This window comes from Veillonella sp. 27098_8_77 (genome assembly GCF_041431535.1).
Classification (GTDB): Bacteria; Bacillota; Negativicutes; order Veillonellales; family Veillonellaceae; genus Veillonella.
In genome coordinates this window covers 39,421-54,888 of record NZ_JAPVXW010000013.1, presented here as the reverse complement: position 1 = coordinate 54,888, position 15,468 = coordinate 39,421, and the positions used below count along the sequence as shown (strand labels likewise).

Annotated in this window: 9 protein-coding genes and 1 other RNA gene; 8 read left to right on the top strand and 2 right to left on the bottom strand. The window is 41.6% G+C overall.

Annotation, left to right across the window (positions count from 1 at the left end):
• Positions 1-132: 132 nt before the first annotated feature.
• Complete coding sequence (gene bioB / locus O3617_RS07880; RefSeq protein WP_371449462.1) at positions 133-1,158, bottom strand: biotin synthase BioB; 1,026 nt, start codon at positions 1,156-1,158, stop codon at positions 133-135.
• A 185-nt stretch (positions 1,159-1,343) separates the two neighbouring features.
• Here bioB and O3617_RS07875 point away from each other — a divergent pair, with 185 nt between their 5' ends.
• The 5 genes from O3617_RS07875 to hemG all read left to right on the top strand — a co-directional run bounded on the left by O3617_RS07875 (position 1,344) and on the right by hemG (position 9,037).
• On the top strand, positions 1,344-2,609 hold the full coding sequence (locus O3617_RS07875) for an exonuclease SbcCD subunit D (protein ID WP_371449461.1): 1,266 nt from the start codon (positions 1,344-1,346) through the stop codon (positions 2,607-2,609).
• The gene (locus tag O3617_RS07870; protein ID WP_371449460.1) at positions 2,599-5,457 is read left to right on the top strand and encodes an AAA family ATPase; all 2,859 of its coding nucleotides are present in this window, start codon (positions 2,599-2,601) and stop codon (positions 5,455-5,457) included. Before O3617_RS07875 ends, O3617_RS07870 begins: the two co-directional genes overlap by 11 nt.
• A 160-nt stretch (positions 5,458-5,617) precedes the next feature.
• Complete coding sequence (gene hemE / locus O3617_RS07865; protein ID WP_371449459.1) at positions 5,618-6,643, top strand: uroporphyrinogen decarboxylase; 1,026 nt, start codon at positions 5,618-5,620, stop codon at positions 6,641-6,643.
• Positions 6,630-7,526, top strand: coding sequence for a ferrochelatase (hemH, locus tag O3617_RS07860; protein ID WP_371449458.1), 897 nt, complete (start codon positions 6,630-6,632; stop codon positions 7,524-7,526). The genes hemE and hemH overlap by 14 nt, the downstream gene beginning before the upstream one ends.
• Positions 7,523-9,037, top strand: coding sequence for a protoporphyrinogen oxidase (gene hemG, locus O3617_RS07855; protein ID WP_371449457.1), 1,515 nt, complete (start codon positions 7,523-7,525; stop codon positions 9,035-9,037). Before hemH ends, hemG begins: the two co-directional genes overlap by 4 nt.
• A gap of 3 nt (positions 9,038-9,040) precedes the next feature.
• Here the strand turns inward: hemG and O3617_RS07850 are convergent, their stop codons facing one another.
• Positions 9,041-9,244, bottom strand: coding sequence for a hypothetical protein (locus O3617_RS07850; protein ID WP_371449456.1), 204 nt, complete (start codon positions 9,242-9,244; stop codon positions 9,041-9,043).
• A 281-nt stretch (positions 9,245-9,525) separates the two neighbouring features.
• Here O3617_RS07850 and hemQ point away from each other — a divergent pair, with 281 nt between their 5' ends.
• From hemQ to ffs, 3 genes are all read left to right on the top strand, one after another.
• A complete protein-coding gene (hemQ, locus tag O3617_RS07845) occupies positions 9,526-10,257 on the top strand; it encodes a hydrogen peroxide-dependent heme synthase (RefSeq protein WP_371449455.1) in 732 nt (243 codons plus the stop codon).
• Between the two features lie 350 nt (positions 10,258-10,607).
• A complete protein-coding gene (gltB, locus tag O3617_RS07840) occupies positions 10,608-15,191 on the top strand; it encodes a glutamate synthase large subunit (RefSeq protein WP_371449454.1) in 4,584 nt (1,527 codons plus the stop codon).
• A gap of 111 nt (positions 15,192-15,302) precedes the next feature.
• An RNA gene (gene ffs / locus O3617_RS07835) (signal recognition particle sRNA small type) lies at positions 15,303-15,402 on the top strand.
• Positions 15,403-15,468 lie beyond the last annotated feature (66 nt).

Sequence of the window (15,468 nt, the reverse complement as noted above, 5' to 3'; positions counted from 1 at the left end):
AAATCCCTAGCTAGACAGCAACTAGCTAGGGATTTTTTATGTGTAAATGTATTGTAAACACCAGAGGTGTTACAGTCTTTGTAGATAGATAAAATCTAAGATATCCACTAGTGAATGGAAACAACCGTTAGTTTATAGCTGAGCGGTTGTACGGGTTAATTCCAAATCATTAATCATTTGTAAATCGTCTTGAGGGGATCTACCGCCTGTTGTTAAGTAGCCGCCTACCATGATACCATTAAGTCCACCTTTTAGGGCATAGGATTGTAAATCGCGAAGATTTACTTCTCGGCCACCAGCGGTGCGAATTAACGCATGCGGTAAAATAAAGCGGAATACAGCGAAGGTACGTAGAATTTCCATAGGTTTTAACGCTTTGTTATGTTCGAATGGAGTACCCTTAATCGGATTTAATATGTTTAATGGAATGGAATCAATGTTAAGGCGTTTTAATTCGAACGCCATTTCTACGCGTTGTTCTAGCGTTTCGTTTAGACCTAAGATACCGCCGGAGCAAACGCGAATGCCAGCTTTTTTGGCATTTTCTATGGTAGACATCTTATCCTCATAGGAATGTGTGGAGCAGATGTCAGGAAAATGACTTGGTGCTGTTTCGATATTGGAGTGATAACGAGTAACACCAACTTCTTTTAATTGAAGAGCTTGTTCATAGGTTAACAAACCGAGAGAACAACAAATTTCTAAACCAATTTCTTCGCGAATTTCTTTTAATACGCGTAAGATTTGGTTGAATTCATTAGGGTTAGACGTGTTGCGCCCGCTTGTAACAATGGAGAATCGAATCGCACCGGCTTCTTTTGCTTTTCTAGCAGCTGCTAAAATCGACTCATCATCCATAAATGGATATTCTTGAACGCCTGTATTGTGGTGTGCAGATTGTGCACAGAATTTACAGTTTTCAGGACATTTACCAGAACGAGCATTTACGATTGCGCAAATATCGACGGAATTGTCGTTAAAGTGTTGTTTTATTTTATCTGCCATAGCTAATAAAATCATGGTGTCTTCATCGGGTGTATGAATTAGCTCGATTGCTTCTTCTTTTGTAATCTCGCCACCATGTAATATGCGATTGGCAATAGTTAATATTTTTTCATAAGAACCCACCTGGGTTTGTTGCTCTACTGGAAGTGCCATTATAGCCTCCTTGTTATTGTTAACTTGTCAAAACGAATATATTTACAATGTAATTGTAGTATTATTGAATACATATTGTCAACTATATAAATAAATTAGTTTACAATGATGATATCTTACAATTTATATAGAAATATATAGTATAATTAGATGTTAGTATTTTATAAGTTAGGAAAGGAGACAATATGCAACCCTTTCGTTTTATACATTGTGGAGATCTCCATTTAGGAGCTCCCTTCCAATATGCTATGGGGATGAGCCGCCACGTAGATCGTGCGGTGGCGGAAGCGACCTATGAAGCTTTCAATAATATCATAGAAATTGCCATTCGAGAACGGGTGCAAGCCGTTGTAATAAGTGGCGATATATATAATAGTGAAGATCATAATTTAGAGGCCCAAGTACGATTTGTGCGTGCCATGTATCGTTTATGGGAGGCGCATATTCCCGTATATATGGTGCAAGGTAATCATGACCCTGCTGAAAGCTGGCGTGCCGGCTTATCTATGCCCGACAATGTTCATGTATTTTCCGATGCACAAGTACAGCGATTTCCATTGATAGTTAACAATATTGAAATAGGTGGTGTTTACGGCATCAGTTGTGGCCATGGCAATGAACAATCTAATTTTGCATCTCAATATAAAGCGTTCGAACGTGATGAGTTTTCACTTGCTGTTATGCATGGAACCGTTGGATCAAGTGCAGGTAGTGAAAATCATGATATAACAGGACCATGTAATATGACGGATATCATGCAAGGCGCTATGGATTATTGGGCGCTAGGTCATATTCATAAATCACAGGTGCTTTCAGAAGATCCTATGGTCGTATATGTGGGCAATCCACAGGGATTACATCGTAAGGAATCCGGCCCTAAAGGATGCTATATGGTCCACGTAGCTCATAATGGGCATTGCGAATTGGAATTTATTGAGACCAGTGTCATTCGTTTTGAAGATATTAAGATTGACATTGCCGGTGTACAGACGGAACGCGAATTATTAGACGTATTGAGTCATAAAAAACAGTCCTTACGTAAGCGTTGCAATAAGAATACACTTGTATCGGTTAGCCTCGTAGGGAGGGGGCCTATGCATCGCCTAGGTGTCGATGAATCAGTTCGCAAATTGTGGCTCCGTGAGTCACAGTTTGAGGAGAAGAGTAAATCTATCTTTGTTATGCCATACCGTATGATTGCTAAAACGAGACCTACTGTTAATCTGGCGGAGCGCCGGCTAATGTCTGATATGGTAGGGGATTATCTACGAGCCTATGATGAGACGGTTACCGATATTGATGCGGTACGACAAATATTAGTCGATCGGCCTGAGTCAAAACGACTTGGTGGTTATTTAGATTTGCTATCAGATGATGTACTACAACGCGTTATGGAACGCAGTGAAATGGAAGGGGTTACGGTGTTAATGGGGGTTAACGATGAACATTAAACAGATTCGACTCGACTCATTTGGACCGTATGAAAACTGGACATTTAAATCTGGTCCCCATGGTGTACAGCTTGTGTATGGCGCTAATGAAAGTGGCAAAACGTCCTTGTTAGAAGGCATGCGTGCTCTTTTGTTTGGGGGTAAGGATAAGAAATATGGCTATGTAAGCGGCTCTCTTGAAATCGATAAAGAGGGAACGTCCTATCATTTAGGTCGACAAAATAAGAATCTAGATTTTTATGCTTCTGGTGGACCTAGTTTTAAGGAAGAACCAAACCAGCTCTGGTGGCATGGTCTTGATAAAAAAACGTATAATCGCATATTCGGACTTACCTTAGATGACCTTCAAGGCGTAGATATACTCAATGAAGTTGATGTGCGAGCTCGATTTTTTGGCGCTGAAGGAGGCGAACAGCTGGGCAGTGTGGTAAAGAACATCGAAACAAATGCAAATGATTTACTCGTTGCCTCTGCGTCCGGCAAGCGCCGCATCAATGTATTGGTAGATCAATTACAGGAAAATAAAGCTCGCCTAGCTGCGCTCGGTGAACATGAGTCGCAGTATGTAGAATTACAACAGGCATTGCGTGCATCAGAGGATACGGAAGCGGAAATTCAGAATCAAATCAAAGAATGGCAAGATTATCGCGAAGGTGTAGAAATGGTACTTCACGCATGGGATACGTATCGCCGTAGCGAAGAGGCACGTCGTCGCATGCAACAGTTTACTGCACCAGAAACACTAGATCGTGATGCGTTTCTAAACGTTGATGAAGGTCTTCGTGAAGCTCGCCAAAATATGCAATTATGGCTTGATAAAGAAGAAGCATTAAAGCCGGAAAATTTTGACCCTAATAGTCCGTTTACCACCTATGGTCAAGATATAGAGGATTTGATTCAACAAGGTGCTAAGTGGGAACAATTGCGCCGCGAATGTGAAGAAGGAGATGCCTACATTGCTAAGGTTAAAGAGCAACTTGATTTCCCGAGAGGCTTACAATCTTCATGGCGCAAGGATGAATCGGTTCCAACTGATGTGAATTGGTTTGAAGGAGAACGCTTATCTAAACGACTCCGCACTGCAAAGGACCAATTATTATATTGGCAAAGCCAAGCCCCGTTCTTGCAAAAAGAAACAAAAATCAGGGATGATAGCGCATCCGTTAAAACTGGCGATAATGGTCCGGTTAATGAGTGGGCTTACCAAGAATTACAAGCAGTCATGTCTGATATAACAGAGCTAGAGTCCCGCATAGGAGATAACAGTTCTGCTCGTATGGCCTCCATGCCGATTTGGTTGCAACGTATTGGCGGAATTGGTGCCGTTGTTGGCGTACTAATGTCTCTAGCGGGCCTTATTGCACTAGAATCAGTACTATATAGTATCGGTGGTATTATTTTATTAATACTGGGACTCGGATTATTCTGGTATGGATGGCGTCTTCGCCATGCCGATGATTCTAATGTAGCGCGATTAATGCGTGAACTAGAACGGTTACAACAACGTAAAGATTATCTTGAAACACAATTGTATACACCATTACCTGTGGCTACATCAGATGTGCCGAATTTGGAAACGGCTGCTATTGAGCAACGTTACAATGATGAAGGTAAACAACTACAGGCCAATTATGAAAAAGCCTTGGCTGAATGGCAAGCGTGGATTCCTGAAGGGGCTGCCAAGAGTCTCGATGAAGATGATTTCTTTAGTATGAAGCATGAATATGACCAGTACTCTGAACAATTGCGGACCATTGAAGGATACGAAAAACGCTTAGATGAGCATAAGGAAGCATTGCGCGTCATAGAGGACCAAGCCGTTACCTTGTGGTACAACCTTGGTGTTGAAGCACCTGTGTCCCCTACTGAGTTAAAACGTATTTATAATCAATATAAGAACTTTCAACAACAAATGATTCGTTGGGAGCAAAAAGAATCACAGCGTAAAAGCTATCGTATGGAGTATGATAATTGGCACCGCAAGGAGAAGGAGCTTTTACTAGAACAAAAAGCGTTGCTCGAAAAAAGTGGATTATCTGGAGCTAATGAATATCGTCAAAAGCTCATTGATGAAGATCAGTTTAAGCAATGGGAAACGATTTATAAGCAAAGCCAAGTACAGCTCGATTTGTTAACGCCAGATGGAGAAAATAAAGATTTATTCTACCGCCGTTTGCGTGAAGGCAATAAGGAAAATTGGACTGATGAGTTGGCCCATGCGGATCGGGAACTAGGTGCTCGTAAGGATGCAATGGCTAATCTCTATGAAAAACGTGGTCAAATCGTTGAAGCTATGCGTGTGTTGGGATCTGACCAAGAGCAACGGGAAGCTATTCAACAACGACAAGAGTTAGAATCTGAATTGGAATCTGCCTTGGAAGATTGGGCCACTCAAGTTGTCATCGCTCATTGTATGGAACGAGCGCAACAATCATACGAAGAAGAGTCACAACCAAAGATGTTAGAATTAGCATCTCAGTATATTAAACGTTTGACGAATGGTGCTTATACATTTGATATGTGGGGATTGCAAGACGGTTTAGCCCTTTTGAATGAACGGGGTGAACGATTAGCAATCAATCATTGGTCTAGTGGTTTAGCGGATCAGGTATATCTCGCGTTGCGTTTGGCACTAGCAAAGGTTTTTTCGTACCAAGTGGATGCATTGCCAATCATATTAGATGATATCTTAGTTCGCTTTGATGAAAATCGCCAAAAGAGTGCGCTTGAGTTGTTAGCTGAACTTGGTGAACATCAACAGATTTGGTTGTTTACGTGTCAGCAACAAGTGTATTATATGGGCCAAGCCATATCTGGCATCGATACACACATATTGCAACGTGCATAAATTTCTATCCCTAAAAATATAGATAATATGTGATTTTGCATATTCATCACTTTTGGGGTACACTTTTAATATACGCGTGAATTTTAATATAAACATTTATATACATGTAAGGGTGTGTTTTGTAGAAAGGGGTGGAAACTTGAATACTGCTTATTTAGATATGATTAAGGGTAACAATCCTGGCGTAACACCAGTATGGTATATGCGGCAAGCAGGGCGCAGTCAGGCTGCATATCGTAAAATAAAAGAGAAGTACTCATTATTTGAAATTACGAAGCAACCAGAGCTATGCGCGCAGGTGACAGAGTTACCGGTAAAAGAATATGGCGTTGATGCGGCCATTCTCTATAAGGATATTATGAGCCCTATGGTGGCCATTGGTGTAAATGTGGATATTAAACCGGGGGTGGGTCCCGTATTTGATACTCCAATTCGCCGTATAGAAGATATTGAACGATTATATGCGTTTGATGCAACAAAGGTAGAGTATATTGCTAAAACTATTGAGTTGTTGACTACAGAGGTTCTTGATGTACCTCTTATCGGTTTCTGTGGTGCTCCATTCACCATCGCGTCCTATCTCATTGAAGGAGGACCTACGAAAAGTTATAACAAAACTCGAGGGATGCTCATCAGCGAACCCGAAATTTGGAATGGGCTAATGGAAAAATTAGCGGATATGTCTATCGAGTATTTATCGATGCAGGCTCGTGCTGGGGCTAATGCGTTACAAATTTTCGATTCTTGGGTAGGGGCCGTTAATAGCTCTGAATATGAACAAGCTATTTTTCCTCACATGGAACGTATTATTTCCACAGTAAAATCTAGATTCCCTAATTTGCCACTCGCTATGAATGGGGTTGGTACGGATCATCTTGTTCCTACGTGGGCTAAATTACCGCTTGACGTCATTGCTTTGGATTGGCGTAGTTCCATTGGGACCGCAGCAGATAGAGGGGTTACACAAACCGTACAGGGGAACCTTGATCCAGCTTACTTATATGCAGATACAAAGACAATGGCCAAGGTGGTAGATGAAATTCTAATAGATGGTGTTCGTCATGGTAAACATGTATTTAATTTAGGACATGGCGTATTCCCTGAGGCGGATCCAGCAAAATTGCATTGGTTGACAGACTATGTTCATGAAAAGAGCCGTAAATTATGGGCTCGTGAAAGTCGGTAATATGAAGCAGGCTATACTGTTATTATCTTTTGGTACACCTCGACATCCGTCAGACCTATTGCCCTATTTGACGAGTATTCGACGAGGAAAGGTACCGACGGAACGAGAATTGGCAGCGCTAACGGCTCGTTATGATGCAATTGGACAATGGGATAATGTGACATTACAAACAATGGGGAATGAGCAGAAGAATAAACTGGAAACTATATTAGGTATAGATTCTGTTTATTTGGCCTATCTTCATATGCCAAATAGTATGGAACAGGCCGTAGAATCTATCGCTGCTGCAGGATATACATCTATATTGAGTATTGTTACATCTCCGTTTTACTCTATGGTTGGTACAGGAGCTTATGAGCGGAAATTACAATCTATTTTGCAAGCGTATCCATATATATCTAGTGAAAGCATCAAATCTTGGTGGGATCAGCCGCAGTTTTTTGAATATTGGTGTTCACAGTTGGTAGCAGCAAATCCATTGCAAGCTGACACAGCCTGTATTTTCTCTGCTCATAGTGTACCGATTTCAACAGTTGGGACCTATGAAGATGAGGTTATATCTGCATCAAATCGAATTGCGAAAACAATAGGCCTCAACCATTGGTATCAGGCGTGGCAAAGTGCAGCACCATACGGAGAATGGTTAGGGCCTACTATTGAAAGTATCATCGAACAGGCTCTCGGGGCGGGCGCAAAACGTATTATCTGTATTCCCTTTGGATTTGTTAGTGACCATGTGGAAATACTATATGATAATGATATCGTATGTCGTAATATCGTTGAGGCTGCTGGGGCTATATATGAGCGATTGCCGATGCCAAATGGCAATGCCCTATTTTTAGAAGGAATGGCGCAGGCAATACAAGAAAGGATTAACAAGTGAAGGTTACAATTGTTGGCGGAGGCCTTACGGGCCTTACCGCAGCCTATTATCTAGGTCATGCTAAGCCAGATTGGCAGATACAATTATATGAACAGGCCCCACGATTTGGCGGTAAAATTCAAACCCAACAAGTGGATGATTTTGTTGTTGAATTAGGTCCGGATTCGTATTTGGGCCGCAAAACAGAAATGACGGATCTCATTACAGATCTTGGTCTAGCAGATACGCTTGTATCCAATGAAACAGGGCAAGCCTATGTGTATGATCGCGATACCATTCACCCAATCCCAGGTGGTTCCATCATGGGCGTTCCTACGGAAATGATGCCTTTTGTGAAAGCCACCTTGATCTCCTGGGTTGGTAAATTGCGTGCCGGCCTCGATTACTTTAAGAAACCCTATCTTTTAGATGAACATGGCGATGTGTCGATTGGTCATTTCTTCCGGTATCATTTGGGCCAAGAAATGATGGATAAATTAATTGAACCATTACTAGCGGGGATTTATGGTGGCGATATTTATAAAATCAGCCTATTATCTACATTCCCTCATTTTATTCAAGTAGAACAAAAATATGGCAACATGGTTAAGGGCATGATTGCTGCTAAGATGAGCCATCAAAAGGCTGGCGTCTCCAAGGCTGCTAAAGGCGCTGCTAATGAAGGCGATGTTCCTCATGCTGGAAAAGGTACAATGACCGATGCTCAGTTTGATAAGAAACAATCTAGCACGCAACAAACAAATGGAAATCTAAAAGCATCAAAAGGAACTGCGTCACAATCTGGTATGTTCCGACAATTAACGGGCGGCCTTGAAAGCGTTGTAAGTGCTATAGTAGAACAAATGCCACCTAATGTTACATTGACCGCAGATGCTCTTGTACAGGATATATCGTATGCAGATGCAGTGTATCGTTATGATGTGAATGGTAGAGAAGAAACCTGTGATATGATGGTTGTCTCTACACCACCAGCTACGTATAAAGATTGGTTTATCGGTGATACTGGATTTGATGGCGTACGCAGTATGGAACAATCTAGTTGTGCAATTGCTATTATGGCCTTTGATAAAGCTTCCTTTGATGGCGAACTAAAAGGCTCAGGTTTGTTGATTACCCGTAAAACAGATACACCATTAACAGCATGTACCATTTTGAATCAAAAATGGCCACAAACAACACCGGATGATAAAATCGTTCTTCGCGTCTTTATTGGTAAACCGGGGAATGATGTGGTAGAACGCTATAGTGATGAAGAACTTTCAGCACTAGCGCTCAAAGAAATTCAACGTATTATGAAGTTTAAGGCTAGTCCAGAATGGATTAAGATTAATCGTTTAATACATTGCATGCCTCAATATAATGTGGGTCATCGTGCGGCTATTGCAGCCGTTCGGAAACATGTAAAAGAACATTATCCTAATTTGTATCTCATTGGGACACCGTTTGATGGGATTGGGATACCGGATGGGGTAAAACAGGCTAAGGAACTTGTGCAACAGTTGTCTAGATGACCTCTACGTGGCCGGTTCGGTATGGGCGCCAATAGGATGTTGGCATGAGTATACTACGTTGCCGGTGATGGATAAGCCTCCTTCAGCTCCAGCTAGCTTAACGGTCTTCGGCCTAGGGCCTTGACCTACTAAAGTCGCTTCAGAAGGCTTATCCATCGCCTGCATTAATAGATGCTGAATGTACAATGGTCGCCTATTGACGCCCATACCTCACCTACTGTATATTTCCTTGAACAACCGTAGCACAAGGTTTCTTTAGCCTAGACTAGAGGGGAACAGTCTTCGGCCTAGGGCCTTGACTTACTAAAGTCGCTTCAGAAGGCTTATCCATTGCCTACTATAGCGGATTTTAGGCTCCAGCTAGCACAAGGTTCTTTAGCCTGGCGTAGAGGAAAACGGTCTTCGGCCCAGGGCCTCGACTTGGTTGAGTGATTTTTGTAATTGTAAATAGTGTTTTTTATATATTTTATGTGAAAAGGAGTGGTATTATGGGTAAGGCAATTCCTACTGTTGAGGGTTGGCATAGTCAACATATGGTGTTTTCCATGGATTTTAGTGCTTGGAATTGTTTTGATGCAGAGGAGAAGGCTGAGGCTCGCGGTGAGTTAAAGGCGTTCTTGGCTGAGTTAGAGGCTATGCATCAAGCTAAAGAGGGCAGTTATGCGTTTTATGATGTGAATGGTTATAAGGGCGATCTTTTGTTGTGGATCTTGGCGCCGTCTCTTGAAGATTTAGCAAAATGGGAACGCAAGTTCCGTCGTTTAACGATTGCGTCTGTGCTTATTCAAACGTATTCTTATACGTCTGTAACAGAGGTTAGTGCCTATGTGAAAGCTAAGCTTGATACGCCTGAGGTAGATGCTAAATTGTATCCATCTGTTCCACGGGATAAATATATTTGCTTTTACAATATGACGAAAAAGCGTGAAGGCAATGATAATTGGTATATGTTGCCTCAAGAAGAACGCGGTCGTATGATGCGTGAGCATGGTATCACAGGTAGACCATACTTAGAGGTATTGTCTGAGTACACTACAGGTGGTGTTGGCCTTGATGATTGGGAATGGGGCGTTACTATTTTTAGTAATGATGATATCCAATTTAAGAAAATCGTTTACGATATGCGCTTTGAAGAGGCGAGTGCACGATATGGTATCTTTAGCGATTTCTATGTAGGAACGTTAATTGATGAAGCCCGCTTTGATGAAGTATTTGCTTAATATGTAATTATTAGTATTGGCAATATAAAGGGTGTTAGAAATTTTGATTGAAGTTCTATTGATGCTGAATAGGTATAGTAGGATTGTGATCCCATTTTTAACACCCGTTTTCGTATAATGAATCATGTATACAAAATACGCATATAGTTATGATTTTACCGCAACTTAGGTTGCGGTTTTTATATTATCAAATTACAGTGGACTTTGGTATACTGTGTATAGACATTAAATTCTATAGAATCTAAATTTTATATGAATATGAAATTGTAGTAACTTTCACAGAGCCTATATAGATTGATTGTAATAGAGTTTGTGAAACATCAAGTGATATGAGAAGGAGTGCAAGAGCTATGGAGATGAATGATAGCGTTATTGAACAACAGCGTTTATATCAGGCTAGACTCGAAGCAAATGGCATGTATAGCAGCCAATTTGAAAAAGATGCCTGTGGTATGGGTTTTGTCGTAAATATTAAGGGCAAAAAATCCCATGATATCATCGATGATGGCTTGCGCATTTTAGAACGCCTAGAGCATCGTGGTGGTGCTGGTGCCGATAAGGATACTGGCGATGGTGCTGGTATTTTGGTACAAATTCCACATGAATTTTTTAAACGTGAATGTGAAGTATTGGGCATTAATTTGCCTGCTGCCGGTTCTTATGGTGTGGGCATGATTTTTGCTCATAAATATGAAAGCCTTCGCAATGAGCAAAAACGTATTTTTGAAGAAGTTGTCCGCGAAGAAGGTCAAGTGGTTCTCGGCTGGCGTGAAGTTCCAGTAGATGGCACAAAGGTTGGTAAGGAAGCCGCTGCGATTCGCCCTTGGATGATTCAAATTCTTATTGGAAAAGGCCCTGATGTAACGAATAATGCAGAATTTGAACGTAAATTATATGTTATCCGTAAATTGGCGGAAAAACGCATTATTCCATTGAGTAAGGAACTATCTAGCGACTTTTATATTGCATCCTTGTCCTCTAAAACAATTGTATATAAAGGCATGTTGACACCTGGTCAATTGCGTGACTTTTACCTTGATTTGAGCGACCTTGATTTTACATCTGCATTGGCAATGGTTCACTCCCGTTTCAGTACGAATACATTCCCAAGCTGGGCTCGGGCGCATCCTAACCGTTTCTTAGTTCACAATGGTGAAATTAATACAATTCGCGGTAACGTAAACTGGATCAATGCTCGTGAAGGTAAAGCGGAATCTCCATTGTTCCCAGATATTAAAAAGGTATTCCCTGTAGTTGATGATACCGGTTCCGACTCTGCCATGTTTGATAATACATTGGAATTCTTGCACATGACGGGCCGTTCTTTGCCTCATGCAATCATGATGATGATTCCTGAACCTTGGGAACGCAATAAGCTCATGAGCCAAGAAAAGCATGACTTCTACGAATTCAATAGCTTTATGATGGAACCATGGGATGGTCCTGCTGCTATGGGCTTCACTGATGGTACTGTTATCGGCGGTGTTCTCGACCGTAATGGCTTGCGTCCTGCTCGTTACTATGTAACAACAGATGACCGCGTTATCATGGCATCCGAAGTGGGCGTTGTGAATGAAAATGCGGAAAATATTCGCGCTAAAGGTCGTTTGGAACCAGGCAAAATGCTTCTTATTGATACGGCGGAACAACGTATCATTTCCGATGATGAAATCAAACAACGCATTGCAACTGAATTGCCATATGATGAATGGGTAAAAGAACATGTTATTCATTTGTCTGAAATTACACAAGCTGATGAAAGCGACGTGCCAACTGTAGAGGATTTATTCAAGCAACAACAAGCATTTGGTTATACGCAAGAAGATTTGGTACGCATGATTGTGCCTATGGCAAAGGATGGTAAAGATCCTGTAGGTGCCATGGGTGCCGATGCGCCTTTGGCAATCCTCTCTGAAAAACCACAATTACTATATAACTACTTCAAGCAAATGTTCGCGCAAGTAACAAATCCTCCAATCGATTCGATTCGTGAAGAAATGGTTACATCTACACGCGTAATGCTTGGTAACTCCGGCAACTTAACAGATCCTAATAAGACTGGTACATATGCATTGTCTATGCGTACACCAATCCTTACAAACCAAGAATTGGCATCTATTAAAGCTCTTGCTTGCCGTCGTATGAAATCTGTTACATTGCCAATCCTCTTTGACCCATCTAAGGGTGTAGACGGAATGCGCGAAGCGCTTAAAGAATTGTGTGAAAAAGCAGAAGAAGCAGCACGTACAGATCAAAACGTATTGATTTTATCTGACCGTGGTGTTGATGCAAATCATGCGCCAATTCCTGCATTGTTAGCTGTGGCAGCCGTTCATAATCACTTGATTCGCAAGGTGTTACGTACAGAAATTGGCTTGATTCTTGAATCCGGTGAACCTCGTGAAGTACATCATTTCTGTACATTGATTGGTTATGGTGTAACTGCTATCAACCCTTATTTGGCATTTGAAACAGTCAAAGATTTACACGCACGCAAACGCCTTGGTGATATTACATTAGAAAAAGCGGAACAAAACTACATTAAAGCTGCTGTTGGTGGCATTATGAAGGTTATGTCCAAAATGGGTATTTCCACAGTGCGTTCCTATCATGGTGCTCAAATCTTTGAAGCATTAGGTCTTAACTCTGATTTCATTAAAAAATATTTCGTAAATACACCAACACGTATCGGTGGCATTGGTTTGTATGGTGTTACTACCGAAGCGTTGGCTCGTTTTGATCGCGCTTTCAAACAAAACGAATCCGTTCTGGAACCAGGTGGCTGGTATGGTCCTGTGAAAGATGGGGAAGAACATTTATTCAACCCTAAGACCATTGAGTTGTTACAAGATTCTCTTATCAACGGCGACTATGCTAAATATAAAGAATACTCTAAAGCCATTCGCAATGATTACCACGTTACATTGCGTTCCTTAATGGAATTGAATTACCCTGTAGGCGGCGGTATTCCTATTGAAGAGGTTGAACCTGAAGAATCCATCGTAAAACGTTTCAAAGCAGGTGCAATGAGTTATGGCGCTATCAGTAAAGAAGCGCATGAAACAATCGCTATTGCAATGAATCGTTTAGGTTCTACATCCAACTCCGGTGAAGGTGGCGAAGATTCTGCACGCTTTAAACCATTGCCTAATGGGGATAGTATGAACTCTGAAGTAAAACAAATTGCATCCGGTCGTTTCGGTGTAACTGCTAACTACTTGATTCATGCAAAAGAATTGCAAATCAAATGTGCACAAGGTGCTAAACCAGGTGAAGGTGGTCAATTGCCAGGTAAAAAGGTATATCCTGAAATCGGTAAGGCTCGTCACTCCACACCAGGTGTAGAACTTGTTTCTCCTCCACCACATCATGATATTTACTCCATCGAAGACTTGGCGGAATTGATTTACGATTTGAAATGCGTCAATAAAGATGCTCGCATTTCCGTTAAATTGACTTCCGAAGCTGGCGTTGGTACTATCGCAGCCGGTGTGGCAAAAGCAAAAGCAGATAATATCTTAATCTCCGGTTACGATGGTGGTACAGGTGCGGCAGGTCGTACATCTGTAAAACACGCTGGTGTGCCTTGGGAATTAGGTTTGTCCGAAACTCATCAAACATTGATGCTTAACCGTTTGCGTGACCGCGTTCAATTAGAGGTAGATTCTAAATTGATGACTGGTTTCGACGTAGCTGTTGCGGCTATGCTTGGCGCTGAGTTATTCGGTTTCGGTACATTACCACTTGTAGCTGTAGGCTGTAAAATGGCTCGTGTATGTAACCTCAACACATGCCCTTATGGCGTGGCTACACAAGATGAAAAATTGCGTGCTCGTTTCAACGGAAAACCTGAATATGTAGAAAACTTGATGATCTTCATCGCACGTGAATTGCGTGAAATCATGGCTCGCTTAGGTATCCGTTCCGTAGCTGAACTCGTTGGCCGTATCGACCTTGTTCGTCAAAAATCTCAAGACGATAACTTCAAATTGTCTCGTGTCGATTTGAAACGTATCTTGTTCCATCCATACATCGATGCGTCTGTTGGTCATATGCATACCATCGATCAAGACCATGAATTGGAACGCACATTGGATATGTCCAAACTCTTGCGTATGTGCCGTCCTGCTATCGAAGATCAAAAACCTATTCGCGCTAAATTGGCTATCAACAATATTAACCGTGTAGTAGGTACACTAGTTGGTTCTGAGGTAACACGTCGTTATGGTGAAAGCGGACTTCCAGATAACACAATCAAGTTGAACTTTGAAGGTTCTGCTGGTCAATCCTTTGGTGCTTTCATTCCAAAAGGCATGACATTAGAACTCGAAGGGGATGCAAATGACTACCTCGGTAAAGGTTTATCCGGTGGTACCATCGTTGTTTACCCTCCTAAGAAATCTATCTTTGAAGCTGATGAAAACATCCTTATCGGTAATGTTGCCTTCTATGGTGCTACATCTGGTAAATCCTTTATCAATGGTGTAGCTGGTGAACGTTTCGCCGTTCGTAACAGTGGTATTACAGCTGTTGTGGAAGGCGTAGGCGACCATGGTTGTGAATACATGACAGGTGGCGAAGTTCTCGTACTCGGTAAAATTGGTCGTAATTTTGCAGCTGGTATGTCCGGTGGCTATGCGTACATTCTAGATTGCGATGAGCGTTATGTAAATACAGGTCTTGTAGAATTACGACCTGCTAATAATGATGATCTTAAACGCATCAAAGAGTTAGTCGAACAACATGTATTGCATACTAATTCCACAAAAGGCCGTCATATCCTTGAAAACTGGAATAACTTTGCAAATAGATTTACTAAGGTTGTTCCTGTAGCATACGAAGAAATGCATGCTGCTATTGAACGATTCAAAGAACAAGGCTTGTCCTTAGAAGAGGCTCAATTGGCTGCATTCAAAGAAAAATATGCAAAATAAGTTCTACTCTAATGCAACTTAGATAGAATGTAATGTAGAATGCCTCTATAGCTTTGACTATAGAGGCATTTTCATGTATAATATGTGTATTGCAATATTGGATCATGGCAGTTCTCGGGCCCGTGCAATGGGGGCCTGTGAATCGTGTCAGGACTGAGAGGTAGCAGCACTAAGCGGTAACCTTCATGTGCCACGGGGAACCCGGGGGCTGTCGTGATCGAATATTGCAAGGCGGCCTGAGGGCCGCTTTTTTTATCTGATTATGGGTGCCCCATTA

Coding starts and splice junctions, on each gene's coding strand:
- O3617_RS07870 (WP_371449460.1), top strand. CDS start 2,599: ATGAACATTAAACAGATTCGACTCGACTCATTTGGACCGTATGAAAAC.
- O3617_RS07850 (WP_371449456.1), bottom strand. CDS start 9,244: ATGGGCGTCAATAGGCGACCATTGTACATTCAGCATCTATTAATGCAG.
- gltB (WP_371449454.1), top strand. CDS start 10,608: ATGGAGATGAATGATAGCGTTATTGAACAACAGCGTTTATATCAGGCT.
- hemQ (WP_371449455.1), top strand. CDS start 9,526: ATGGGTAAGGCAATTCCTACTGTTGAGGGTTGGCATAGTCAACATATG.
- hemE (WP_371449459.1), top strand. CDS start 5,618: ATGATTAAGGGTAACAATCCTGGCGTAACACCAGTATGGTATATGCGG.
- O3617_RS07875 (WP_371449461.1), top strand. CDS start 1,344: ATGCAACCCTTTCGTTTTATACATTGTGGAGATCTCCATTTAGGAGCT.
- bioB (WP_371449462.1), bottom strand. CDS start 1,158: ATGGCACTTCCAGTAGAGCAACAAACCCAGGTGGGTTCTTATGAAAAA.